The sequence below is a fragment of the Paenibacillus sp. ov031 genome (assembly GCF_900143165.1).
GTDB classification, from domain to species: Bacteria; Bacillota; Bacilli; order Paenibacillales; family Paenibacillaceae; genus Paenibacillus; species Paenibacillus marchantiae.
This window is the reverse complement of sequence record NZ_FRDO01000003.1, coordinates 52,601-79,072: the sequence shown is the minus strand read 5'-3', so window position 1 is coordinate 79,072 and position 26,472 is coordinate 52,601. Positions and strand designations below refer to the sequence as shown.

General features: G+C 44.3%; 24 protein-coding genes. 20 read left to right on the top strand and 4 right to left on the bottom strand.

Translation table 11 applies throughout. The features are described from left to right. Positions 1 to 40: 40 nt before the first annotated feature. From BUA17_RS14050 to BUA17_RS14030, 5 genes are all read left to right on the top strand, one after another. Entirely contained in the window at positions 41 to 1,399 is a 1,359-nt protein-coding gene (locus tag BUA17_RS14050; RefSeq protein ID WP_072733998.1) for a LamG-like jellyroll fold domain-containing protein, read from the top strand. 254 nt (positions 1,400 to 1,653) lie between these two features. Beyond that, positions 1,654 to 2,913: a discoidin domain-containing protein gene (locus tag BUA17_RS14045; protein WP_244552168.1), complete on the top strand. Its 1,260-nt coding sequence runs from the start codon at positions 1,654 to 1,656 to the stop codon at positions 2,911 to 2,913. 52 nt (positions 2,914 to 2,965) lie between these two features. Continuing rightward, positions 2,966 to 5,092, top strand: coding sequence for an SPRY domain-containing protein (locus tag BUA17_RS14040; protein ID WP_072733996.1), 2,127 nt, complete (start codon positions 2,966 to 2,968; stop codon positions 5,090 to 5,092). 23 nt (positions 5,093 to 5,115) lie between these two features. Continuing rightward, positions 5,116 to 6,939, top strand: coding sequence for a DNRLRE domain-containing protein (locus BUA17_RS14035; protein WP_211754049.1), 1,824 nt, complete (start codon positions 5,116 to 5,118; stop codon positions 6,937 to 6,939). Between the two features lie 199 nt (positions 6,940 to 7,138). Next, positions 7,139 to 7,441, top strand: a complete 303-nt coding sequence (locus BUA17_RS14030) for a YunC family protein (RefSeq protein ID WP_017689545.1) — start codon at positions 7,139 to 7,141, stop codon at positions 7,439 to 7,441. Positions 7,442 to 7,552: 111 nt separating this feature from the next. Here BUA17_RS14030 and mtnA read toward each other — a convergent pair whose 3' ends face one another. Further along, positions 7,553 to 8,626, bottom strand: a complete 1,074-nt coding sequence (gene mtnA, locus BUA17_RS14025; RefSeq protein WP_072733994.1) for an S-methyl-5-thioribose-1-phosphate isomerase — start codon at positions 8,624 to 8,626, stop codon at positions 7,553 to 7,555. Between the two features lie 45 nt (positions 8,627 to 8,671). After that, positions 8,672 to 9,889: an S-methyl-5-thioribose kinase gene (gene mtnK / locus BUA17_RS14020; RefSeq protein WP_072733993.1), complete on the bottom strand. Its 1,218-nt coding sequence runs from the start codon at positions 9,887 to 9,889 to the stop codon at positions 8,672 to 8,674. Between the two features lie 299 nt (positions 9,890 to 10,188). Here mtnK and BUA17_RS14015 point away from each other — a divergent pair, with 299 nt between their 5' ends. The 9 genes from BUA17_RS14015 to BUA17_RS31465 all read left to right on the top strand — a co-directional run bounded on the left by BUA17_RS14015 (position 10,189) and on the right by BUA17_RS31465 (position 18,109). Further along, positions 10,189 to 10,650 (top strand): Dps family protein, encoded by a 462-nt coding sequence (locus tag BUA17_RS14015; protein ID WP_063564284.1) that lies wholly within the window; start codon positions 10,189 to 10,191, stop codon positions 10,648 to 10,650. 127 nt (positions 10,651 to 10,777) lie between these two features. After that, positions 10,778 to 11,335, top strand: coding sequence for a DUF1802 family protein (locus tag BUA17_RS14010; protein ID WP_072733992.1), 558 nt, complete (start codon positions 10,778 to 10,780; stop codon positions 11,333 to 11,335). A 371-nt stretch (positions 11,336 to 11,706) separates the two neighbouring features. Beyond that, positions 11,707 to 12,486 (top strand): Fe-S cluster assembly ATPase SufC, encoded by a 780-nt coding sequence (gene sufC / locus BUA17_RS14005; protein WP_063564286.1) that lies wholly within the window; start codon positions 11,707 to 11,709, stop codon positions 12,484 to 12,486. Between the two features lie 24 nt (positions 12,487 to 12,510). Further along, on the top strand, positions 12,511 to 13,815 hold the full coding sequence (gene sufD / locus BUA17_RS14000; RefSeq protein ID WP_063564287.1) for a Fe-S cluster assembly protein SufD: 1,305 nt from the start codon (positions 12,511 to 12,513) through the stop codon (positions 13,813 to 13,815). Beyond that, complete coding sequence (locus BUA17_RS13995; RefSeq protein WP_072733991.1) at positions 13,812 to 15,032, top strand: cysteine desulfurase; 1,221 nt, start codon at positions 13,812 to 13,814, stop codon at positions 15,030 to 15,032. Before sufD ends, BUA17_RS13995 begins: the two co-directional genes overlap by 4 nt. After that, positions 15,022 to 15,453 carry a Fe-S cluster assembly sulfur transfer protein SufU gene (sufU, locus tag BUA17_RS13990; protein WP_063564289.1) on the top strand — a complete coding sequence of 144 codons (432 nt, stop codon included), beginning with the start codon at positions 15,022 to 15,024 and terminating at the stop codon, positions 15,451 to 15,453. The genes BUA17_RS13995 and sufU overlap by 11 nt, the downstream gene beginning before the upstream one ends. A 20-nt stretch (positions 15,454 to 15,473) precedes the next feature. Then, a complete protein-coding gene (sufB, locus tag BUA17_RS13985; protein WP_024629097.1) occupies positions 15,474 to 16,871 on the top strand; it encodes a Fe-S cluster assembly protein SufB in 1,398 nt (465 codons plus the stop codon). Between the two features lie 244 nt (positions 16,872 to 17,115). Next, the gene (locus BUA17_RS31880; protein WP_072733990.1) at positions 17,116 to 17,835 is read left to right on the top strand and encodes a M23 family metallopeptidase; all 720 of its coding nucleotides are present in this window, start codon (positions 17,116 to 17,118) and stop codon (positions 17,833 to 17,835) included. 142 nt (positions 17,836 to 17,977) lie between these two features. After that, positions 17,978 to 18,109, top strand: a complete 132-nt coding sequence (locus BUA17_RS31465) for a YjcZ family sporulation protein (protein ID WP_211754048.1) — start codon at positions 17,978 to 17,980, stop codon at positions 18,107 to 18,109. Positions 18,110 to 18,248: 139 nt separating this feature from the next. Here the strand turns inward: BUA17_RS31465 and BUA17_RS13975 are convergent, their stop codons facing one another. Both BUA17_RS13975 and BUA17_RS31875 read right to left on the bottom strand, forming a co-directional pair. Further along, the gene (locus BUA17_RS13975; protein WP_063564291.1) at positions 18,249 to 19,298 is read right to left on the bottom strand and encodes an HD-GYP domain-containing protein; all 1,050 of its coding nucleotides are present in this window, start codon (positions 19,296 to 19,298) and stop codon (positions 18,249 to 18,251) included. Positions 19,299 to 19,422: 124 nt separating this feature from the next. Continuing rightward, positions 19,423 to 20,169: a molybdenum cofactor biosynthesis protein gene (locus BUA17_RS31875; RefSeq protein ID WP_063564292.1), complete on the bottom strand. Its 747-nt coding sequence runs from the start codon at positions 20,167 to 20,169 to the stop codon at positions 19,423 to 19,425. 120 nt (positions 20,170 to 20,289) lie between these two features. Here BUA17_RS31875 and BUA17_RS13965 point away from each other — a divergent pair, with 120 nt between their 5' ends. The 6 genes from BUA17_RS13965 (at position 20,290) to BUA17_RS13940 (ending at position 26,436) form a co-directional block, all read left to right on the top strand. Beyond that, a complete protein-coding gene (locus BUA17_RS13965) occupies positions 20,290 to 21,720 on the top strand; it encodes a bifunctional metallophosphatase/5'-nucleotidase (RefSeq protein WP_072733989.1) in 1,431 nt (476 codons plus the stop codon). A 69-nt stretch (positions 21,721 to 21,789) separates the two neighbouring features. Continuing rightward, positions 21,790 to 22,908, top strand: coding sequence for an HD-GYP domain-containing protein (locus tag BUA17_RS13960; RefSeq protein ID WP_063564294.1), 1,119 nt, complete (start codon positions 21,790 to 21,792; stop codon positions 22,906 to 22,908). Positions 22,909 to 23,131: 223 nt separating this feature from the next. Next, a complete protein-coding gene (gene yfkAB, locus BUA17_RS13955; RefSeq protein ID WP_090808721.1) occupies positions 23,132 to 24,268 on the top strand; it encodes a radical SAM/CxCxxxxC motif protein YfkAB in 1,137 nt (378 codons plus the stop codon). 46 nt (positions 24,269 to 24,314) lie between these two features. Then, the gene (locus tag BUA17_RS13950) at positions 24,315 to 25,709 is read left to right on the top strand and encodes a hemolysin family protein (protein WP_072733988.1); all 1,395 of its coding nucleotides are present in this window, start codon (positions 24,315 to 24,317) and stop codon (positions 25,707 to 25,709) included. A gap of 222 nt (positions 25,710 to 25,931) precedes the next feature. Further along, a complete protein-coding gene (locus BUA17_RS13945) occupies positions 25,932 to 26,171 on the top strand; it encodes a spore coat associated protein CotJA (protein ID WP_063564296.1) in 240 nt (79 codons plus the stop codon). After that, complete coding sequence (locus tag BUA17_RS13940; protein WP_063564297.1) at positions 26,161 to 26,436, top strand: spore coat protein CotJB; 276 nt, start codon at positions 26,161 to 26,163, stop codon at positions 26,434 to 26,436. Before BUA17_RS13945 ends, BUA17_RS13940 begins: the two co-directional genes overlap by 11 nt. The last annotated feature ends 36 nt before the right edge of the window (positions 26,437 to 26,472 follow it).

Genomic DNA, 26,472 nt, shown 5'->3' with positions numbered 1-26,472 from the left:
TGTTTTTAAAATAATGATTTTAAAGAAAGGAGACATTTATTTGGTTAATTACAATGCTCTTTATACAAAATACTTAATGGATAAATATGGTGTATCATGGTTTAAATTTGATGAAACTGTCACGAGTACAGTATTGGACTCAAAGGGAACAAATACATCTACAGTAACAGGAACATCAATTGTTTCAGGTGTGAGTGGAAACGCAAGGTCATTCGATGGCGCCGGTTTAATACAGCTTAATAGCCGAGTGATACCTTTAGGCAGAAAGAGTATCCGATTTAAATTTAAGAGAAATGGAAATCCATTAAGCGATGAATATATTATTTCAAATGAATTAGGTAGTAGTGGTAATCATGGAGATAGAATATCGGTCACGGGCAATACTGGATTAATTACTTGGGTTAGCTGTAAGGGTACGAGTGGTGTATTTAGACTTGCTTTTAGCTCTCCAAATTCAGTGTGTGACAACCAATGGCACGACATTCTTCTTACTTGGGATGGTACTACAAATACCAATACAGCCAAGATTTATGTAGATGATATGAAAAATCCTGTTGCAACATCTACAGCAACAGCTATTGAAACGACAGCACAAAGCACAAATCTAGTAATTGGTGCATCTAGTCTTTCGAATGCTAGACTGTATTTTACGGGTCTAATAGATGAACTGGAAATCTATAATGAAGTCGTCGTTCCGATTATGAGTAAAATCTTACTTTCATATGGTGATAAAGTAGTTAGTGTTAAGCAAGGTTCACCACAAGAAAATTTAGTTCCAGCTATGACGAATTATACAATACCATCAGGCACAGTAGAAGCAAGTACAACATATTCTTCTTATTATGCATGGAAAGCATTCGACAGGGTGAATGACAGTTACGGATGGTTGTCAAATGCTATAACTGGTTGGTTGAAATACACCTTCCCGTTGGCAATCTTGGTGCAAGCATATACTATTAAATCTGGCGATAACAGCACAACAAGAACGCCAAAAACATGGACATTTGAAGGGTCTAATGATGGAACCAATTGGACTGTTTTGGATACGCGAACAAATGAAACCAACTGGTCAACAGGAGAAAGAAGATCATATGTATTCAAAAATAAAACGAAGTTTTTATCGTATCGTATCAATGTAACCTCTAATAACGGTGACACCTCATATGTAAGCATAGGTGAAATGGAAATGATGGAGTTAGGAGCATCTACATTGAAACTGCTTACTAATAGTGATGAATCTACATTTTTGAAAGAAGGAATAGATATTGGAAACTTGTCTGAAATAGCAGATAAGATAAAATTATACAGAAGTAATTCTTCTACGCTTGCTTCAGGGAAAACATTTGAACACACAATTGATATGTCAAAACGCCGAGTTGATAAGATTACGCTTGGCTAAATTTATGAAGAACACATCTATATGGTGTATCTGCCGTAGAACTTAACACCTATTCCAGTGTGGTAGATGTTAGCGTGAAGGTCGAGAACTCGGATCAGGAAAGACATATGAACACGTTATCGACTTGTCTAAGCGTAAAACAAATAAGATATTGTTTAAGGTGACAAGTAGAGTTTCATATACTCTGCTTCTTTTTATTTCGCTTAAAAGAAATGTTTAACTTTCATAAAAAGGAGAATGATTTTTTGGATAAGGTGCTAGTTACTTGGGATAAGGTAAATATTGGTACAGGCGTAGTTTTAAGTAATGGTGATTTAACAGCTTTAACTCCAGCGTTAGATAAAAATGCACTATCATCTTTAGTTAGAAATACTGGAAAAATTTATACAGAGATTACTGTTGTAAGTGGAATCTACTTTATGATTGGAATAGTGCCAGCTACACATCTTGCTGGAAATCGATTGTGGTCGTATCAAATAACAGGGCTGTATGGTTATACTGGTAATTTTTTCCGCTCACAAGCATCATTTCCATATGGCGTTAATTATGGTGTTGGTGATACGATTAGTATTTTGATTGATTGTGACAATAATGAGTTGGAGTTTTGGAAGAATGGGGTTAGCCAAGGAAAGGTATCCAGCATAAATAGCAAACTTAGTCTTAGCAATGGTGTAAAAATAGGGGTAGGTTCTAATGGAGGTAGCGCCAGTTATACTGCTAATTTTGGTGCTACGCCTTTTAAATACAATCTACCATCTGGATACATTCCTTACAACAGCTTTTATTCTGATAAATTCTTGATTTCATCAGAAGATAAATATTATAGTGTTACTCAATATCCTGAGTCTGACGATATTATTCCTGCACTGACAAGTAATGTAACTGTTTTAGGAAGTGTCATCCGTAGTGATGAGAATGCAAGTTACCCTGCATGGCAAGCATTTGATAAAAAAACAATTACATCAGATCATCAATTTGCTTGGATATCTGCAACCATGATGTCTGGATGGATTGGCTTCGATTTCAATAGTCCAATTATAATTGACAGGTATACAATCACAGGAAGATCGGATGCTAATTACACCATGTCTCCCAAAGATTGGACTTTTGAAGGTTCAAATGATGGAACGAATTGGACTGTATTAGACACACGAAGAAATGTTATAGACTGGAATACTACACAGACAAGATCATTTATTATTGGTAATAAAGCAAAGTATAAGATGTATAGGATAAATGCTGTAAATAACAACTCCAGCAACGGAGTACTAATAAAGGAAATAAAAATGGGTTGTTCTAATCAAGGGGCTTACTTGAAAAATGTAAAATTAAATAATGCTGAAACGGCTTACTTATCTCACGGTATGAGTAAATCTGAATCTATTGGATTAGACATTAGTTTCTCAACTAGAATCTTTGTCAATCCAACATCAATCACACTTGGTTCAGGAAAAGTTTTCAAACAAAAAATTGATACAGCTAAGATACCAATTAAGAAAGCATCAATCACATGACTATATGAAATGATTGTATGATTAATAATTTAGAAAGGAGTGATAAAAGAAAATGGCAATTACTACTGTTACACTTAATCCTAATGATTCCTCTACATCTAATGTTTTTAGTAATAACAACCTAACGGTAACTAACACATCTTCTTATGCTGGTGTTCGGGCGACCATTGGAAAGTCAAAAGGGAAATGGTATTGGGAGGTCAAATTCGAGGTGGGTTCGAACAGTTATAATGTTTTTGTTGGAATTTCCAATAAAACAATACCATCAAGCGGCGGCGGAGTAGAGACAAACGTTAATTTTAGAGGTTACTATGGCAACGATGGTAATAAGTATCCTGAGAATTTATCTTATGGAACAAGAATCGCTTACGGTGATGTTGTAGGTATAGCACTAGATTTAGATAGTGGAAAATTGGGATTTTATAAAAACGGTGTTTACGTGGGTACATCTCATAATGATTTATCTGGGTTGGGTGAAGTATTTCCTCATTTCAGAGCGGGAGCAATTAATGCCACTAGAATAATGACTTATAATTTTGGCGGTACGCCTTTCGTATATAATGTTCCTACAGGATATTTACCTTATGCTTGGGAAATCGATAAAAAAACGTTAGTTAATTTCAATAATTCCTTTTACAGTTACAGTGCAAATTCTTGGATTGATGTATCCAAGAGTCCCACAGAACAAGACTACCTAACTTATGGAATTGACGACATCTCAATCATACCCGAGTCCTCATGGTCACAGCTCCAAGGAGAAGTGGAATTGTGTAATTATACTGACGATCCAACAAAAACAGAAGTATCCTTCAACATTGAAACCGAACCTTTTACTCTGAAAGAAGAGTGGGAAGACAAGGAAATCAAAATCATTGAGTACACCGACGATCCCAATCAAACAGAATCAACGATCACAATCGAAACTGAACCTTTTACCCTATATGACGAACTAGGCGATAGTGTCGATGTTTTGTATTACACAGATGACCCATCCAAAACATCAGCCGAATTAAATATCACTGCAAACTACTCCCCATTGGATGAACTTGAGGGAGATTTTGACGTGGTTACGTGGACGAATGATGAAGACGTTATTGCAGGAAATAGCGACATGATGTTAACGTACAATGCGTTGCCTTTCGAACAATTAATTGTGCAACCATCTGATATTGCTTTGTATGGAGATGTGAAAAAAATTATTGCTACGAAAGTAGTCCCAACCTCTGCTGAGGGCATATTGAAAATGGCTGCATCGTTTGACTCCGGGCTAACATGGAAGACGTATCGTTTCAATAAGTGGTTCGAAATGGATATTACAAATTCAACTTTGTTCAAGAGAAAGGGGATGAGTCTGGATACACTCAACGCTATCCCTGAGAAGGACTTAACAGGTTTAACCCGAATTGCCTATTACTTTGACAGTAGTATGCATTATGAAAATGCCTATGCATTGGATGAAGTGATGATGGTGATGGGCTCGCCCCGTAATGGAGTCGAGTTCAAAGATATGTCTCTGCAACTCCTGAATACTACAGCTACGATCAACGTAACCTTCTCTGGTAACAAGCTAAAGGGTGTGCTGGAAGATGCAGATCAGGGTAAAGTCAAATATCGCGTGTTATTGAACGGTAAACTATATTATCCAGAGGAAGGGGGGTTCACTCGATTAATGTCCTCGCCGTTTAATATCGATATTGGCATTGACGAGAGGAAAGTTAATTTTGGTGCCGAAAACACGTTGAAGGTTGAGTTCCAGGATTACTGGGGCGTCATCGACTATTGGGAAACCAAATTTATAGGATCGTATTCTGGATTAATGTTTATGGATGAGTCGGGAGACTTTCTGTCCGATACATTTGGCGGTATTTTGAAGCAACTTGATTATGGTGTGATCATCGCTGGACAGACGACATTAACGAAGAAAGTTAGAATTAAAAATCTGCTTGGATATGCCGTAGATAATGTTTACCTGGAGATGGATAAGAAATTTGAAACCGAGGGTGTAGAAGTCCAATTATCCAGACAGGCTAATCCTTTTCTTCCGATCGACTATCTGATATACGGTCTAACTCAGCCTGATGAGAGCATTGATTTTTATATTCGAATTGCAACTGATATCCATGCGAAGCCTAATCCTAATGGTAATTTTGAGATGAAGGTCACCGCAGACCGGGTGTAGCTCTCAATACAATGAGACAGGAAGTGAGTAAAATCCTAAACGGGGAGACTCTATTAGATAGTTATATACATATAAAAAGTCCAGAAAATCGTTTTGCTGCAAAGTATATTCTATACAATCAGGTGGACGAAGATTTATCTGCATCGTTAATAGCTGCGACAAGATTAGCTTCTGATATGTCCTCAAGTGTATCTGTCCGCGTCAGACGTACACATGAGATGACCAATAATCTTTCTATCATGTACAGAGGGCAAGGAGAATTGGATTCATCCATCCAAGCAGCATCTAAAATAGATCTTGAAGGTACGCTCTCCGTTCGTCCACATAACCGTGCATATGGTAAATATGAGTTATTGGAAGCACCGCGTGTCGTAATGAAACTAGAGCCGATTGCCGATGCGACAACGCGAAGTCAGCCTCACTTGCAGACACTCAACTTTGGTGACACGCAGCGTATGATGATTGGTAGAGATGAAATAGAGCAGTTTGAATCCTTCGTAAGTTTTGGTGATCTGGATGCCAGAATACCTGATCTATTATATCTTGAAGAAGCCAAGTTGAAATTGTATTACACGGGGAGTCTGGCACCTGATGCACGTATTGAACTACATCAGCCTAATACATTATGGCGTGAATACGGCATAACGTATGCGAACAGACCACATTCAACTCAACTTTTATCATCTGGTTATATTCTCAATACAACTGAACGTTGTGTTGAGTTTGATATGATGGAATTGCTGAAGATGTGGAGAGAGCAAAGCGTTCCGAATATGGGATTGATTATTCAATCAAGTGATGCCACACCTATTTATTTCAACACTCGTGAGTCATCCAAACCACCGATTTTACAAATTAAATATATCACTTCTCAAATCTATTCGATCGGTCGAACCGAAATAGAAAGTGCCGTTTTTATTTATGGCGCAGGTCGGACAGAAGTCGCTTCAACGTTAACTGTACACAGTGATATTGGCCTTGAATGGCTAACGTCAGAGTTGTATGTTCACAGATATCAAGACCATGTACATCATGATTTACCTGAGGTTATATCTGTTAGTCATCCTAACCTGGATGTAGACCTGATTGTAGCCAAGCGGTTGAATGCAGAACTGATGGTGACGATCTCGGTAGCTGAAAATATGGTGGAGGAGAAAGAGTCATGGATTGCCGTTTCGAATCCAGAGCTCAATTCCGAAATCATTACCGCCATACGCACAGTCGCAGATAAAGAAAGCTTGGTAGCTGTTAGAGTAAGTCGCAACGAAGAAAAAGAGATGGGAATTACCGTTTCTCATCCTGAAATATCTTCAGTGATTACTGTCGATAGACAGATGACTCTGGCTAGTGAACTAACCATTTCACAGTTATATGAAGAAGTCTGGATTTCGAATTTGGCCGTGTCTACACCTGATATAAACAGTGAGATCAACGTAAGAGCTTCAGCCAATGCAGATATAGCAAGCATTATTGAAGTTCCGAATTTTGAAGAACAACCCGGGAAACTGTCTGTTTCCAAACCTGATGTGGTTTCGAGTATTGAGGTCAAATATGTGGATGTTCTGGATGGCCACATTATCGTTAAAGAAAGAGAATACCTGGAGTGTACCCTTTATGTGTATGAATGGAAGGACATACAATCGACTGTTGATGTTAGACAGATCTTTGATATGGAGAATGAAATTACGGTTTCCAAACCGGATCTGGCTGGTTATATCCATCCAAGAGTAATTGCGAATGAGGAATTAAGTTCGATTACAAGTATTCGTAAACGAGGTGCGAGTGATTTAACATCCACAGTGGTTGTGAAAGGACCTGGGAATCAAGCTTATTTCTACATTTTATAAATCAAAATAAAGTCAAAAAAGAGGGCCTAGTGCCCTCTTTTTTTGCGTTTCTCGTTTAACACTCATTGTAGAAGCAATAAACTCATTTCATCCGTAAATAACTTACATTTTCTCAAAACACGGCAGGTGTCCACACGGCTATCCAGAATGAGGCATACAATTATCGTGACCTGTGGAAGAGGAGGTGTATCGGGAAATTATGGTGACGATGGAGCCGATTGTGGTTGGAGAACATGTTCTGGTCGGAGTAGAGGTAAAACTGCCAAAAACGACATTACTGACGATTAATACATCCAAAGGATATATCATGTGCGGAGCACTCGATGTGGGATTACTTAACGAGAAGCTTGGGGATCGCAAAATTATTGCAGCTCGGGCGGTTGGTGTGCGCACATTGGAACAGCTGTTGCATGCACCTATGGAGTCGGTGACCACGGAAGCCGAGGCTATGGGCATTACGGTTGGCATGACGGGTGTAGAAGCATTGCTCAAGATGATCTAATCCCTGAATAATCAATAATTCAACAATGAAAAAGGGCTCCCCTACTGGGAAGCCCTCTCTTTAATTTACATATACCATTCTATATCAAACGATAAAACATGTTTCCACTAATTAAGCTTCATCCTTGGCGAACAAGGCAGCCAGATTCTCTTTAAAAGGAGCGCGAACGACGCCTTTTTCCGTAATAATGGCTGTTACATATTCGTTAGGTGTGACGTCAAACGCTGGGTTGAATACTTTCACACCTTGCGGTGCGGTACGCTTGCCAAATCCTTCGGTTATTTCCTCCGCAGCACGTTCCTCAATCGGAATGAGATCTCCGGATGGTGTAGACAGGTCAATGGTGGACAGTGGGCTGGCTACATAGAATGGAATGTTGTGCGCTTTGGCAAGGACCGCTACGCTATAAGTTCCGATTTTGTTAGCTACATCCCCATTGGCAGCGACGCGGTCTGTACCCACGATAACTGCCTGAATCCAGCCTTTGGACATGACCATGCCTGCCATGTTGTCGCAGATCAGAGTAACGTCGATACCGGCTTGCTGGAGCTCAAAGGCTGTAAGGCGTGCACCCTGAAGGACAGGGCGAGTTTCGTCTGCGAATACTTTCAGGTTGATGCCGCGCTCGTGAGCGAGGTACATCGGTGCAGTTGCCGTTCCGTATTTCGCGGTTGCAAGTCCGCCTGCATTACAGTGTGTGAGCACACCCATACCGTCTGCGAACAAAGGAAGAGCATTTTCACCGATAAGACGGCAGACTTCTTCGTCTTCTTTTTGAATCAAAAGTGCTTCCGCTTCAAGAGCAGCATTGCTAACTTCAATGCTTGCACCGGATTCAGCAAGGTCACTGGCTTTTTGCATCATACGATCCAGCGCCCAGAACAGGTTCACGGCCGTTGGACGGGAAGTGGCAAGGTGAGCACAGATGGATTTGACATGATCCAGCCAGCCTTGTACAGCAAGTCCGTCATATGCTTTGGCACCGAGCACGACACCAAATGCAGCAGCAATCCCGATGGCGGGAGCGCCGCGTACTTTCATTGAGTGGATGGATTCCCATACTTCCTCGGGGGTGTACAGTTTCAGCATCAGAATTGTTTCAGGCAGCAGACGCTGGTCAAGCATTTCAAGCTTGTCCTGTTTCCATATAAGGGAGGACAGAGGCTGATGTTCAGGGGTTGTCATGGATGTTCCTCCGTTCCTTGAGTTAAGTCATATGCATTCTTTGAGTTAGGCTTTAATAGAAGTAACCGCAGTAGCTACTGTATCTAGAAGTTCACCAATGGTATTCAGATTGCGATTATGCTTGATGAGTGCTTTACCGATGGCCAGCGCTTTTCGCTGAGCACGTTCACGTTGTGTCGCATCTTCAATCGTATCGATATCTGCGACATGCGCAAGTCCAACAATACGACGGACCATTTTTGCGCCAGCAAAGCCAGCAGAGTCTCTGAATAATTGTTGTACATAAAGATCTTCATATCCAGGTGCTTTAGCCATAGGATCAACCAGATCGGAATTCCACAGACCACGGAAGCGGGATTCGAATTCAGTCCATACGTCACGAACCATATCCAGCAAAATCGTTTCACGCTCATGAAGAGCCTTCTGATCCTGAATTCGACCTGGCAGCGACGCGTAATGTAGAAGCAGATTGGCAAGCACGGCTCCTACATCAAATCCCATTGGGCCGAAATAGGCAAATTCGGGATCAATGACTTTCGTGGATTCAGGTGTGACAAAAATACTGCCTGTGTGCAAATCACCATGAAGTAGAGCTTGACCATGGGTGAGAAATTTCTCGCGCAGCAAGGCTACTTCAAGATGAAGTTCTCCATCTGTACGAAGTGCTTCCGCTTCATCTTCAATGGAAGCCTCATAATTATTTTTCTCCGCAATGCGATACGGTTCATCAAAGATCAGATCTTCGGTTATTTTACATTGATCGGGATTGACGAATCTGCCCTGTTTCTCTTTCTTCAGTTGCTGGTTCATGCCAAGATCTGACGTGAAAAACAATGTTCTTGCCATGAACTCCCCAATATGTTGTGCAAAAAGAGGATATGTTCCGCCATCGATGAGGCCTTTACGCATAATCACATGATCGCTCAAATCTTCCATCACGGTTAAGGCGAGATCATCATCATAATGGTACACTTCCGGCACCATTCCCGGACATAGACGATACTCTTCCTGTAGGATTTCCCGTTCAATTCTGGCACGTACCAGAGACAATGGCCATGATTCTCCGACCACTTTCGCATAAGGAAGAGCCTGTTTGATAATGATACTTTTATCGGAGTTCTGATCCGTGATATGGAAGACCAAATTCAGATTGCCGTCACCGATCTCACGACATTCCAGATTCGCATCTGCCGCAAACGGACCCGGTAAAGTTTTGGCCAGTTCGATTGCATCCTGGGGTGTAAAAGGGTGATATTGGGACAAGAATGCCACCTCCATATATATGAAGAAACAGGAAAACCCACTTCTTTGCTTGGTATATGTCAGTATATCGGAAATAACTGTGATTTTGTACCCTTTTTTTGAGACAGCCCATACTGGACTTGTTTCGAACTTCCGGTGTACGGGTAAAAACAAATAGGCCGGACGGTTGACAGAAATACCGCCGACAAGGCTCCCCACCACTGGGTGGTGCCGAAATGTTAAATCTCTGTCATTTACGGCAGGGTACCCTGCTTATAGTGAATGTCAGACTAATTTTAAAATAAAAGGATGGGATTAAGATGGCTACAAAAAACAAAACAGATCAAGCAAAATCGGTGGAACAAGTACTTAATCGTCAGGTGGCAAACCTGAACGTCCTGTATGTTAAAATCCATAACTATCACTGGTATGTAAAAGGACCTAACTTTTTCACACTGCACGTAAAATTCGAAGAATTCTACAATGAAGTGACTGTACAAATGGATGAAATTGCTGAACGTATTCTTACCCTCAAAGGTAGCCCAGCGGCTACGATGAAAGAATATCTGGAGATTTCCTCCATTCAGGAAGCAGCTGGTGGCGAAGATGCCAACACAATGGTACAGAATCTGATCGAAGATTTTGCTACATTGTCGAACGAGTACCAGGAAGGTATTGAAGTGGCAGACGCTGCGGAAGACCAACCAACATCTGATATGCTGACAGGCTTCAAAGCTGATCTGGAGAAACATATGTGGATGCTGCGCTCTTTCTTGGGCTAATTCCATCCGCATTTACCGAGTTTGTTGGCTTATAAACCATCCAGTTACTCTAACCGATCTTTCACGTTGTCAGGATGACGCCGAGCGTCTATACTGCTGACAAGACTGACTTCGGGAGGAGAACTTTATGATAGGCACAACGATACCAGCGTTAAAAGAATGGGCCTCCGCAATCAAAGCACTGGAAACGGATCGCCAGATTATGGTGATGCGTAAAGGCGGGATTGTGGAGGAAACCCGACGTTTTGAGTTGAAAAGTCCAGCGTTCTATCTGTATCCGACTTATGAACATCAGCGTAAAGAACTGATAAAGTCCTCTGATCATTTCTATGTTGAGGAATCACTGGCCGAATGGGTGCCTGAAGCTTCGACGATCCGTCTCACAGCATATGCTGAAGTGACACAGGATTTGGAGATCATAGATCAGAAGATGCTGGATCGACTTCTTGACTTTCATATGTGGACTGCGGATTTTGCCGAAGATCGCCTAAAGTGGAAACGCAAAGATCCACTCCACGTATTGATACTCCGAATGTACCGTTTGAAGGAACCGATGGAATACAACGGATGCCGTTCATGGATTTCCATTCCGAATGGTCCGGTGCCGCGCGAAATGACGCCGGTGGTGGACGTTGCGGATTTTGACGAACAGGTACAGAAGATTAACGAGATGCTCAAAATGTAATGTTATTTATCGGAAGGACTTGTCCATGATATGGATAGGTCCTTTTTCAATTGAGAGGATCAGATTTGATAAAAGATTGAATCCCTGTGATTTTTCTCACTGTCTATTTATGACGTAGAAGTTTTGTCATTTGATTCAATCTGGCTTTTATTATAGAATCAGATAGAATAATGTTTCCTGTAAGGGACAAGAGTTCTTAGGAAATGACTTGATAATCATTGAGAATCAGTTTAGAATTATTCTAAAGTGATTCTTGCTTTGGAGATTGGAGTACAGGAGAAATTCAGGGGAAGCCCTGTTCAGATATTAATAGGTGCTTTTTCGTTTTCGACAGTAAACATCAATTTAATCAATGGAGGGAAACAATACACATGGCTACGAATTTCGTCATTGAAGGTTTGAAAGCGACGATCGAAGGTAAGGAAATCCTGAAAGGCATCAACCTGGAAATGAAAGGTGGAGAAATCCACGCAATCATGGGTCCGAACGGAACAGGTAAATCAACACTGGCTTCTGCACTTATGGGGCACCCTAAATATGAAGTAACAGAAGGTACGATTACACTTGATGGTGAAGATGTACTGGATATGGCTGTAGACGAGCGCGCTCGTGCAGGTCTGTTCCTGGCTATGCAATACCCGAGTGAAATTGCTGGCGTAACGAATTCTGACTTCCTGCGTAGCGCAATCAACGCACGTCGTGGTGAAGGTAACGAGATCTCCCTGATCAAGTTCATTCGCCAAATGGAAGGTAAAATGAAAGAACTCGACATGAACCCTGAGTTTGCTCACCGTTACCTGAATGAAGGTTTCTCTGGTGGTGAGAAAAAACGGAACGAGATTCTGCAAATGATGTTGCTTGATCCAAAAATTGTAGTACTCGATGAAATCGACTCCGGTCTGGATATCGATGCTCTGAAAATCGTAGCAAACGGTGTAAACGCAATGAAGAGCGAAGATCGCGGCTTCCTGATCATCACTCACTACCAACGCCTGTTGAACTACATTACTCCTGACTACGTACACGTAATGATGCAAGGTCGTATCGTGAAGTCTGGCGGACCTGAACTGGCTCACCGTCTGGAAGCTGAAGGATATGACTGGGTTAAGGAAGAGCTGGGAATCACAGACGAAACTGTAGGTCAAGCGTAAAGACAAAACGGAGGAGGATAATCAATGACTACACAAACAATTCTTCCGGTTGAATCTGAAGCGCTTCGCGCCTTGTCGGAAAGCAACAATGAACCCGGCTGGTTGACCGAGCAGCGTCTCGAAGCCCTTAAGCTAGCAAGTGGGCTTGCGCTTCCTAAACTGGAAAAACAAAAAATCGAACGCTGGAATGTCAGCGAGTACGGCACGTATAAAGCTAGTGAAGCGATTGCTTCCCTTGAGGAAGTACCAGCTTCCATTAAAGATCTGGTTAAGGACCAAGCGGAAGGCAGTCTGGTTATCCAGCGTAATTCCAGTACGGTATATTCCAAGTTGTCTGCTGATCTTGCAGCAAAAGGAGTTATCTTCACGGATCTTGCTACAGCGGTTCGCGAACACAGCGATCTGGTAAAACCATATCTGAATACGGCTGTGAAAGCAGATGAGCATTCCCTTGCTGCACTGCATGCAGCACTTTGGAACGGTGGGGTATTCCTCTATGTTCCGAAAAACGTAGAGATTGAAGTTCCGCTGCAAGCGGTACTGCTTACAGATGATGCTACTGCAACATTTGCACCGCATGTGCTTGTAGTTGCTGAGTCCAACAGCTCCGTTACTTATGTGGATAACTATGTATCTGGCGAACTGTCTTCACCTGTATTCCATAACGGTGTTGTGGAAGTATTCGTGAAAGCTGGTGCCAAAGTCCGTTTCGCATCAGTTCACCAACTGAGCACAAGTGTTACTGACGTATCTTTCCGCCGTGCAGTGGTGGAGAACGACGCTTCGATTGAGTGGATCGTTGGTGAGATGAACAACGGTGATACTGCTAGCAACACGATGACGGTTCTTAAAGGGAACGGCTCAAGCTCCGATTCCAAAGTTATCGCAGTAGGTTCCGGTTCCCAAAAACTGAACTACACAACAGAAGCTCGTCACTTTGGCAAAAACACGCCAAGTCAGATGATTACACGTGCAGTTATGCGTGAAGAGGCTTCTGCAATCATTAACGGAATCACGAAGATTGAGAAAGGTGCTACCAAAGCGGACGGACAGCAAACAGAGAAAGTACTGATGCTGAGCCCGAAAGCACGTGGAGACGCCAACCCAATCCTTCTCATTGATGAGGATGATGTAACAGCTGGTCACGCGGCTTCTGTAGGTCAAGTCAATGTGGAGCAAATTCATTACTTGATGTCGCGCGGGATTAACCGTACGGATGCGGAACGCCTGATCATTTACGGCTTCCTGGCTCCGGTGGTGGCGGATATTCCTTTGGAAGCACTGCGTACCCAATTGCAGTCTCTCATCGAACGGAAACTGGGACAATGAACCCGGTTATCCGCGAGCAGTTCCCGATCCTCCACCAGGAAATCAACGGACACCCGCTCGTATACCTAGATAACGCAGCGACTTCCCAGAAGCCGCTGGCTGTAATCGAAGCGATTAAACATTATTATGAATTTGAGAACTCCAATGTGCATCGTGGTGTTCATACGCTTGGAAGCCGTGCAACGGATGCTTATGAAGGCGCACGTGAGAAGGTTGCCAAGTTTATCAACGCACGGCGCACACAGGAGATTATTTTCACCCGTGGGACAACGACCGCTCTGAATTTGGTGGCTTCGTCCTACGGACGCTCAGTCTGCAAAGAAGGCGATGAGATTGTTATTACGCAGATGGAACACCATAGCAATCTGATTCCATGGCAGCAAGTAGCCAAGGAAACGGGAGCGACATTGAAATACATTCCGCTACAGCCGGATGGCAACATTGATTTGGCTGATGTGGAGAAGACGATTACGAACAATACCAAAATTGTAGCAATCGCGTATGTATCCAATGTTATGGGTGTTGTTCATCCGGTAAAACAAATTGCTGAAATTGCACACCGCAATGGTGCTGTCATCGTTGTGGATGGCGCACAGAGCACACCGCACATGAAGGTGGATGTGCAGGATCTGGACTGTGATTTCTACGCATTATCCGGCCATAAAATGTGCGGACCAACCGGGATCGGTGCACTTTACGGCAAAAAGGCGCTGCTGGAGTCCATGGAGCCGGTTGAGTTCGGCGGTGAAATGATTGATGATGTGGGTCTCTATGAATCCAATTGGAAAGAGCTTCCTTGGAAATTCGAAGGTGGAACACCGATTATCGCAGGTGCGGTTGGATTGGGCGCTGCTGTCGATTTCCTGGAGCAGATTGGCATGGATGAGATTGCTCATCATGAAAGTGTGCTGGCAGCTTATGCAACGGAACGTATGGCCGAGATTGACGGACTGACCATTTATGGACCAGCCAAGCGTCATGTCGGAGTGGTTACATTTAACCTCGGTGATGTACACCCGCATGATGTGGCAACTGTGCTGGATGCGAGTGGCGTAGCCATTCGTGCCGGACACCACTGTTGCCAACCGCTGATGCGCTGGCTTGAAGTCAGTTCAACAGCTCGTGCCAGTTTCTATCTATACAATAACGAACAAGATGTGGACCGGCTTGTCAGCGCCTTAATCCAGACAAAGGAGTATTTTGGCGATGCAACTTGATGATCTGTACCGGCGTGTCATAATGGACCACTACAAAAACCCGCGGAACCGCGGAACGTTTGATAATGAAGCTGTCACGGTGAATTTGAACAATCCAACGTGCGGCGACCGGATTTCACTGCAACTTTTACTGAAAGACGGAATCGTTCAGGAAGCCAAGTATACGGGGGAAGGTTGTTCCATCAGCATGTCCTCGGCATCAATGATGACCGAGGCAGTCAAAGGCAAAACGATGGATCAGGCACTCGACATGGCTAACCGTTTCTCCTCACTGATGAAAGGGGAAGAAGTCGATTTCGACGATTATGAAGATCTCGAAGCCCTATCCGGTGTGAACAAGTTCCCTGCACGCATCAAATGTGCCACATTGGCCTGGAATGCTTTACGCAAAGGAATTGACGAAGAGGACAATGTACAATAACGATAGGGAGGTAGAGCAAGATGGCTAAAAAAGCACCAGAAATGGAAGAGTATAAATATGGTTTTCGCGACGAGCACAAATCCATCTTTCAAACCGGTAAAGGTCTGACTGCAGAAGTCGTTACGGAGATTTCCAAAATTAAGAACGAACCGGAATGGATGTTGGAATTCCGTTTGAAATCCCTGAAACAATTCGAAAAAATGCCGATGCCTAAATGGGGCGGAGATCTTGACGGATTGGATTTCAACGAAATTCAGTATTATGTCCGTGCTTCTGACAAGCAAGGAAAAACATGGGAAGAAGTTCCTTCCGAAATCAAGGAAACTTTTGATAAACTGGGTATCCCTGAAGCGGAGCAAAAGTTCCTCGCAGGTGTATCGGCTCAGTATGAGTCCGAGGTTGTATACCACAACATGCAAAAAGAATTGGAAGATCAGGGCGTAATCTTCATGGATACGGATACTGCACTTAGAGAGCATCCGGAAATCCTGCGTGAATATTTCGCAACCGTTATTCCACCAGCAGATAACAAATTCGCTGCATTGAACAGTGCCGTTTGGTCCGGAGGAAGCTTCATCTACGTGCCTAAAGGCGTAAAATGTGAAGTGCCTCTGCAAGCCTATTTCCGGATTAACTCCGAAAATATGGGACAATTCGAGCGTACACTCATCATTGCGGACGAAGACAGCTTCGTTCACTATGTAGAGGGCTGTACAGCTCCAATCTACAGCACGAACTCACTTCACAGTGCGGTTGTTGAGATCATCTGTAAGAAGAATGCTCGTGTTCGTTATACAACGATTCAAAACTGGGCACCAAACATCTACAACCTGGTTACGAAACGTGCGGTTGCTGAAGAAAATGCAACGATGGAATGGGTCGATGGCAACATCGGTTCCAAACTGACGATGAAATATCCAGCAGTTGTACTGAAAGGCCGCGGAGCTAAAGGTTCGGTTCTGTCCATCGCTGTAGCTGGTAAAAATCAGCATCAGGATGCAGGCGCGAAAATGATTCACTTGGCTCCAGATACAACATCAACGATTGTATCCAAGTCGATCAGTAAACATGGTGGTAAAGTAACCTACCGTGGTCTGGCTTCCTTTGGTCGCCAAGCGGAGGGCGCAAAATCCAATATCAAATGTGATACGCTCATTCTGGATAATGAGTCCACATCCGATACGATTCCTTACAATGAAATCATGAATGATAACATCATGCTTGAGCATGAAGCTACGGTATCCAAAGTGTCCGAGGATCAACTCTTCTACCTGATGAGCCGTGGTTTGACCGATGCAGAAGCAACACAGATGATCATCATGGGCTTTATTGAACCGTTCACGAAGGAACTGCCGATGGAATATGCGGTAGAGATGAACAGATTGATCAAGTTTGAAATGGAAGGGTCAATTGGTTAATCCAACTGCCCTAACCCGTTTCGAAACGTCGATTCTGATTGTGGCAAAGTTGTGCTGAATCAGTTTCACGTGAACTAAATAGCATATCAAGAAAGATCGAGGGAGTTTATCCCTCGATCTTTTTTTATTGCAGTAGAAACGAACTGGGATGCTCTATCCTGGGTTTATTTGTAATAAAATAAGATCAATAGCACAAGCCATTTACTAGATTTAAGCATCTAATGATAGAAAAGGATGTGAATACATGAGCATAAATCCGTTTAAGGGATATCGGATTACGAGTTCATTTGGCTATCGAATTCATCCTATTTCTGGCGGTCAGACATTTCATCGTGGAATCGATCTCGTCACAGAGCCATGGAATGGGCCCATACATGCATTTATGGACGGGACTGTACGTTTTGCTGCGGAAGGTGCTACAGGCTCAGGATTCGGCGGTTACGGGCTTACGGTTGCAGTACAGGATCATAGGGGCTACTTGCATTGTTATGCTCACCTTTCTAGAATTGCAGTGAAAGTTGGACAGCAAGTGAAACAAGGACAGCTTCTTGGCAACCAGGGGAGCACGGGTGAAAGCACGGGTCCGCATGTGCATTATGAGGTACGCAAAACGAGCTCCCCTTCGTATGGATACACGGCTAGTGAAAATGGTGTTGTTGATCCAGGGATATATTTGCAATCTGAATATAGTTCGACGGTTGAAGGACAGGAGGGGACCCCAATGACGACGGAGGAAAGGGCACGATTAACAGCGATGGAGAAGATGCTGGAATCCCAGTCAGCCTGGATTCAGCAGCAGAAGAGCATTTCCAGTATGGCTTGTCCGTCTTGGGCTGAGGAAGCTTATCATTACTACCAACCATATATAATGAACGAAACAGGCAGTTATGACTTTTGGAGATTACTTGTCATCATGTATCGTAAGGAGAAGGGAATCAAGGTCTCTTCCAGTTCCTCAAGTTAACGAACAGATCAGGAGTATACGTGAAGATTGATTTAGGCAAAAGCAGGCAGACAACCATTTATTGAATGTTTCCAGTTCGCCCGGTTCATCCCAACGCAAACGTCATATGTTAGGGTATACCTGATGAAGAGGAGGCAATCACATGAGCGAAGTAGGATATGGCTGTGGGGGCAACGTAGGCGGCGTAGGCGGATACAATATGTTCACAAACACGGGTGCGATCTTGGTACTGTTCATTCTGTTGGTTATCATCACTAAAGCATTCTTTATTTAATATGATATGAACAAATCGGTATTCAAAAAGGGAAGCCTTAACGGCTCCCCTTTTTTGCGTCAAATAATATAAGTGTGTAAGAAATTCTCTTGAGCTTGGGTTACTCTAACTGCTGCTGCGCATACCTAAATGCTAATGGTTACTGGATATAAATTTCAACGATAGCTACATCTCTTTCCTTCGCTAAATCAATGAAGGCTGTAGAGGTCTGAACGAGTGGGCGGAAGTAATCCGCAGGGTTATTCAAGACAATCAGACCGGTTTCGCCGGTTGTGAGCAGAACCCTTTTGCCAATAAAATTGGGTAGCATGTGTTTGATGAGTTCCTGCGTAACTTCAGCATTCAACTGGCCGAAGCTGAGGCTGTACAGTTCGCATAGCACGGAGATTAATTCCTGCTTAGTCTGATACACCCGATTAGTCGTCATCGCGCTGTACACATCGGCTACAGCCGTTATACGGGCAAATGGATGAATCTCGTCACCTTTCAGTCCGTAAGGGTAGCCACTTCCATCCTCGCGCTCATGATGCTGGAGGGCAACGGTTGCAAGGATCTCGTCCTGAGTGGACTCTTTGACAATCTCATAACCATATAACGTATGTTTCTTCATTTCTTCGAATTCTTCCGGCGTTAACTTGCCCGGCTTATGTAAAATTTCAGAAGGAATCTTGGACTTGCCAATATCGTGAAGATATCCTGCTTTGGCCACGGTTAGACACTCCTCAGGATTGTAGCCCATCCAGCCGGCGATATAAAAAGCGAGCATTCCGACTTGTAAGGAATGGTTGTAGGTATAGTCGTTATCCCCGTCAAGCATCAGCAGCAAGGAGACAACGTCCTTTTGTTTTTCAAGCTGTCCCGTTAGGGTTATCAGTATTTCATCGACCTGAGTCTCATCAATAAAACCCTTCTCCATCGCTTGTCCAAACAGAGATTCTGTACCTTTGATCGTATCGTTAAACAGGTTAGTTAACAGACGGGTTTGATCGGAAGGTAAGGTTTGTGCATCAGAGTGGAGGTCAGATGTTGTATGCTCTACATCTGCGTAATCGATTCCGTGCTGCAGCAGCTTGGCAATATCATCGTCGCTGAGTGTGGAACCTTTCATCAGCATGTGGAGACCCGAACTGTTGTACACATCATTTTTTAACAGGTCGCCAGTTTTAAGATCAGTAACATGCACTCTCACGTATAAACCACCTTTTCCTCGACTAATATCGACATATATGATTATAATAACAAGAAAAAAATGGGTTGACAACGACTTATTTACTAATTTCATCACCCGTCGAACAGGTCGAATGACTAGTTATTTAATTGTCTGTAGGGTTCCAGGGTCCTAGTTGATGACCTTTCCACTCGGAACCATCTTCCCATATTTCTTTTTTCCAGATGGGTACATTCTGTTTGAGTCTTTCAATCGCGTAACGGCTTGCGTCATAACAGTCACTGCGATGAGGGGAGGAAACGGCAATAACGACGCTGATCTCTGCTACGTCTACCTTCCCAATCCGATGGCTAATCGCACATTTTACGCCTGGCCAGCGTTCATTGATTTCACTACCGATAGCTGCCATCTGAGAAAGTGCCATAGGTACATAGGCCTCATATTCAAGATGAACCGTTCGTTGTTGTCCGGTCATTTCACGGGTGGTGCCAACAAAGGTAAGGGCAGCTCCATGGTTTGCCGTAATGACGAGCTCCGTTGTAGCTTCGACGGACAGCGGGGACTGGGTGATCAGGAATAATCCGTCATCCGTACGATGCTCAGGATGGGTAGAACGATGTCCGTCACCATTCAAATGGGAACCATCTCCTCCCGATACAGGGGGAATTAAGGCGAGTTCATCCTGGGCCTTGATTATAATATCGGCAGAAGCATACTGCTGATTTACTGCTAGAAAAGAAACACGTATTTGAGCAGCCGCTTCAGGGTAAGCAAGGCCCAGTTTTTCTTTTAATTGCATAGGAGTTGGATCCGTTCCGGGATAATCATATTCAAGCAGGGATGTGCCCAGACGTTCAGCGATTCCTGCAAATAGTTGAATTGTTAATTTCATGGAAATTACTCACCTCTTTTTAATCTCTAAACCCTATAAATATATCATAACGACGCGGAAAATGTTATGCTTATCCATTAGAGGAATGTACGTTATCGACGATATGAGGGAGGCGGTGTGATGAGCACCAAGAAGGCGCAAACATTAACGATTCTACACACCAATGACATCCATAGTCATTTTGGCTCCATGAGCTCCATCGCCGCCATGATCGGACACGAGAAGGAACAGGCTGGAGAATTTCTGGTAGTGGATATCGGAGATCATATGGACCGGATGGCAGTTGAGACGGAGGGTACCCTGGGGGCAGCCAACGTGGATGTCATTAACCTGACCGGTTATGATGCGGTAACGATCGGAAACAACGAAGGACTAACATTTACATCCGAGCAACTGGCGCAGTCTTACTCTGGACTTCTGTGTCCTGTTGTATGTGGAAATGTTGTGGACCAGGCTACAGGCCTGCCACCAGTCTGGATGAAATCCTCTCTCATTTTGGAGAAGGGGCCTTTTCGCATCGGTTTGCTTGGTGCTACAGCACCCTTTACCGCTTTTTATGAATTGTTGGGTTGGGATGTATTGGACCCGGTAGAGACGCTGCGTGAGCAAGTTGAAGCTTTGCGTCCTCAGGTGGATGTAGTCGTTATTTTGTCTCATCTGGGGCTTTCCACAGATCGCAGATTGGCCGAACAGATCCAGGGCATCGATGTCATTCTGGGCGGACATACACATCATGTACTGGAAGAACCATTAATCATTGGTCAGACGGTGCTTGGAGCGGCAGGCAAGTTTGGCCAGTGGCTCGGTAAGGTGGTACTGGATCGGGAATATGAAGCGAATGAACTTACACTGGTGAGCAGCGGCTGTGTTCCGGTCCAGAACATGTTGCTCGAAGAAAGCGTATCGCTGGCTATAGATACACACCGGACGGAAGCTGAGCGTGCGCTGGGCCAAACAGCCGTTATTACGGACAGGACGCTGACCATTGATTACGATCATGAGTCACCGTTTGCGTCATTGCTTGCCCAGGCAGTTCGGCAGTTCACTGGAGCGCAGTTGTCTCTTGTTAACGCCGGGCAGCTCCTTGGAAATCTTCCGCAGGGGAATATCACGAAGGGAATGTTACATTCCCTATGTCCATCTCCCATTAATGCCTGTACAATATGCTTGAATGGAATTCAGATTCGGGAGGCTCTGGAGCAGTCCCTGTTGTCAGAGTTTTCACGTAAACCGATTATCGGGTTTGGATTTCGTGGGGATATTTTAGGAACATTGTGCATGGATGGTATGGATGTGGAGTATGACCCCCATTCGCCTCCATATGAGAAAATCCGTGCCATATATATTGAGGGCGAGCCGGTTCATGATGAACATGAATATGTGGTAGGAACACTCGACATGTTTACCTTTAACGTGGGATATCCGTCCCTTGCTCTTGGAACGGATATATCGTATCGACTTCCTGAATTCATACGTGACCTGCTCGAAACGGAATTAAAAAGGCCTGGGGCGCTGGATGACAGCCTGCGATCCCGTTGGCATAAAATCTAACAAGTACTTGCCTTCTGCTGAAGCGGCGGCTAGTGGAAATTACATCTACGGAGCGGGAGAGGATAGGCTGTGCGTTTAGTACATATAAACCTATTGCAGCCTGGCATGAAGCTGGGGAAACGAATTTATAGTGAAGAGGGTTTGGTTCTGCTCAGTGAGGGAGTGGAGCTGACCAGTCGGTTGATTGGACGTCTGAAGGACCTGGGGATTGGATATGTGTATATTTCGGATGCAGCAACAGAGGATATCATCATTCCGGATATGCTGCAGGAAGAGACCAGGCGCAGAGCGTTAGTTGAGATCAAACAGCAGTTTCAGAGTATGTCGGGTCTCAAAACCAAAAGCCGAATCCCACACTTCGGAAAAGCACTTAGCGGGTTAATGAATACGATTCTGGAGGACATCGGCAGTCAGAAGGAAGCAATGATTATGCTTATGGATATGAACGCCAGTGATTTTGACCTGTATAATCATTCTCTTAATGTATGTGTGTATACGCTGGTTCTTGGTGTGGCATCGGGTTATACCCGCCAGCAATTAATGGAGATTGGTCTGGGTGCCTTGTTACATGATATTGGAAAAACACAGATTGCTCCAGAAATTCTGCACAAGCCTGCCAAATTGAGCGATGAGGAATTTAAAATCATACAGCAGCATACTACATATGGACATCGTATTCTCAAAGACGAACCGGGTATACCGCTCCTTGCTGCCCATTGCGCATTACAACACCATGAACGGATTGATGGCAGCGGCTATCCTTTTGGTTTGAAAGACAAAGAGATTCATGAGTACGCCAAATGGCTAGCTCTTGCCGATTCGTATGATGCGATGACAACCAATCGGGTATATAAACAAGCTTTGCTGCCACATCAAGCTGTGGAAGTATTATACACGGGTTCAGGAACTTTATATGAACAGCGAATGCTGGAGAAGTTCCGTGACTGCGTAGCCATTTATCCCTTAGGTATCTCCGTCACGCTGAGTACAGGGGAGGTCGGGGTTGTTGCAGACATCCATACGCGCATTCCGCAACGACCACGTATTCGTGTTCTCAAGGATGCAGACGGACAGACATTAAGTGCACCCTACGAGATCGATCTGTCTACAGCGTTGTCTGTTATGATTACAGGTGTTGAGGGTGTGGAAGACGCTACGCCAGCTTCAGCGCGTGGCGAATTATTTTGATATCCTGACGTCAAATGGAGAATGGGTCAACGCTCATTTCGTAATATCCGGGCCAGCAAGGCCTTGATATTACGCGGGCGTTTTTTGTCATGTAATGGACAGAGCATGCTCATGCCAGAGCACAGGAAATTGTGCTATGATTAAAGATAACTCCAAAAGTTGCAGACGGGGTATGTTGTAAATAAAACTTTTTAGGTTAATAAAAGGAATAAGGTGAAGAACAATGACCATGCTAAACTCAGGATCGGTAGAACCGATGCCTTTATCGCCGACTAATGATCCTTGGGATCCGATCGGCTCTTTGCGTACATATGGACGCCATGTGCTGACCAGTGTAGAAATGACCGTGACTCATCTGTGCAATATGCGCTGCGAGCATTGTGCGGTAGGAGATATGTTAACGATGCGCGAAGCACCTGCGCTTCCGCTGCCTTTGATGCTTAAAAGGCTGGATGAGGTTGAGCACCTTCAGACGATCAGTCTGACGGGTGGTGAGCCGAGCTTCAGCCAGAAGACCGTGGATGAGATGATCATTCCGCTCCTCAAATATGCCAAGGAACGGGGCATTCGTACCCAGATTAACTCCAATCTGACGCTGGATTACCGTCGGTACGAGCAGCTTCTGCCTTATCTGGACGTTATGCATATCTCATTCAATTATCTGAATGCCGATGACTTTCACCAAGTTGGGTTTGCCAACAGTGGTAGACCTGTAAAACGGGAAGTCGCGGTGAAGATGTATGAGAAAATGATTGAAAATTCCCAAAAACTCAGTGAAGCGGGCATGTTTATCTCTGCGGAGTCCATGATTAACTTCCGTACTCATGACAAGCTTGAGGGCATTCATCAATTGATCCGTGAGATGGGCTGTGTCCGTCATGAAGTGCATCCGATGTATAATTCGAATTTTGCTTCTTCGCTGCCGGTGCTTTCCCTTGATCATATGAGAGCAGCAATTCATCGTTTGTTAGATGTGCGTGACAAGGATATGTGGATGCTGTTTGGTACACTTCCGTTCTTCGCATGCAGTGCAGCAGAGCAGGATCGCGAACTGATCAACCGCCTGTATAGCGAGCCTAAAGTGACGGTTCGTAATGATCCCGATGGTCGTAACCGCGTTAACGTGAACATGTTCACTGGGAACGTGTATGTTACCGATTTTGCCGACATCCCGGCGTTTGGCAACATTCGTGACCGGAAGCTGGATGACGTATTCCATGAGTGGTCGGCGGAACATCCTTTGAATCAGACAGTGAACTGTCATTGTGATGCTGCTTCTTGCTGCGGTCCGAATCTGCTGGTGGCAGATATGTATTATAAAGGTGTGGATTTCAAATCGAGAAAAGCAATTACACGTTGATATTCCAGGTGTATTCCTGAAATAGAGAGAAAAGGGGAGTTTCGACTTGGGTATTCATACCGAATTTCATCTTGGGCAGTTGGTTTTTAATCTGGTCTGTGTGTTTCTGCTCGTATTTTTGAATGGTGTATTTGTCGCAGCGGAATTTTCTCTGGTCAAAGTTAGACAAACACGCCTCACTCAATTACAGAGTGAAGGGAATAAGTTGGCTGGTTATGCACTGAAGGTGAATGGTAAATTGGATGCCTATCTATCGGCAACCCAGTTCGGAATCACGCTGACATCGCTGGGGCTTGGTTGGCTAGGTGAACCGGCCATTTCCGAATTGCTGGTCGAACCTCTAATGTTCAAGCTTGGTGTAGCGGATACAGGACTTATATCCACGGTATCGGTCATCATTGGTTTCTGTATTATTACGTTTTTGCACATTGTGCTGGGTGAGCTTGCGCCCAAATCTCTGGCGATTCAAAAAACAGACGGAGTGGCTTTGTTGCTATCCGCACCGTTGCTGTTATTTTATAAAATTTTCTTCCCATTCATCTGGGTACTGAACGTATCAGCCAATGCACTGCTGCGTTTGGCGGGCATTGAACCCGCCAGCGAAGGGGAGGCCCATTCGGAAGATGAGCTTCGCATCTTGATGAAGCAAAGTGCGAAGAGTGGTGTTATCGACAAGGATGAAATCAAACTGATGGATAACATCTTTGATTTCTCCGATATGCTGGCACGCGAAATTATGCTGCCACGTACGGATATGGACTGTCTGTACACTCATATGTCGCTGGAAGAAAACCTGAAAATCATTAATGCAACGAAGCATTCCCGTTACCCTGTAGCTGTTGAGGATAAGGATGAGATTATCGGATTTATCCACATTACCGATCTGCTTCTCGCTGAACCAGCCCAGCAGCATGATCTGGCTGCGCTTGTTCGACCAATTCTGAATGTTCCTGAATCGATGGAGATCAGTCATGTACTTCGTTTGATGCAGAAAAAGCACTCCCAGATGACGCTGGTGGTCGACGAATATGGCGGTACAGCCGGCTTGCTGACTGCTGAAGAGATTTTGGAAGAGATTGTTGGTGATCTATATGATGAGTTCGAAGACGAACGTCCGCATATGGAGCGCAGTGGAGAAGCCTTTTCCATCGATGGTCGTTCCCTGATTGAAGAGGTCCATGAATGGACAGGAGCTGTCATTGAGGATGAGGAAGTTGATACGATTGGCGGCTGGCTATTCAAGGAATTGGAAGGCAGCGCGGTCAAAGGTAAAACACGGGAGCAAAACGGTTATGTCTTTGAAGTGGAAGAATCTACCCGTCTCCGAATTACCCGTGTGAAGGTATATAAGCGACCCGATCCTGAAGAAGATAAGGTGGAAATGGAAGAAAAGGAACCAGGTTCGATGCAGGATGATGATCGTGAACTTAACAGGGACTGAGTATTGATGAAATAATCATTGATGCTTATGCCGCCATATCAAATGAAGTGACCTTTGGACACTGCCCAGCGGGGGAAGTTGTTCGAAGGTCTTTTTTTGCGTTCCGCTAAATATGGGATTAACTTGGGGGACAGCGACATATGGTTATAGAGACGGGAAATGAAAGCTTGTAATGTAGGGATGTCGAATGTACCAAATCAGTGATGAAGGAGGCGTTGTTCTGTGTCAGATCCGCAGCTTCGTGCTTACGCCCCTTTTGTGGGGCCGTTTGATCCATGTCCACCGAAGACGATTCGGACGTACTTGGTTCCTCCGCAATTGTTTATCCCATTTCAGCCGATGGGCTGGCCGCAGTACAGTCCCGCAGAAGCTTTAAGAATTGGAACGTTGTGGCCTGCTTTATACAGTCCTTATACACCTGCGAGCTCGAAGGGAAGGAAGGTGGAAGCAGATGGAACCTGAAGCACCCAAAGCCTGTGATGCAAAATACTATGAGTTGCTGGAGGAACTTCAGGCCCTGGATTTTGTATTGGTTGAGCTGAATCTGTATCTGGACACCCACCCGGGCGACTATCAAAGCATCGAGCAATACAACAAATTCAGCCAGGAGCGGATGAGAGTGGCACATGAGTTTCAGCAATTGTACGGACCGCTGATGAACTTTGGGCATGCTTTCTCCAAATATCCGTGGGAATGGTCCCAGACACCATGGCCTTGGCAAGTGTGAGATAACATCCTCGGGTTTCCTTGCAGTCGTTCCAGG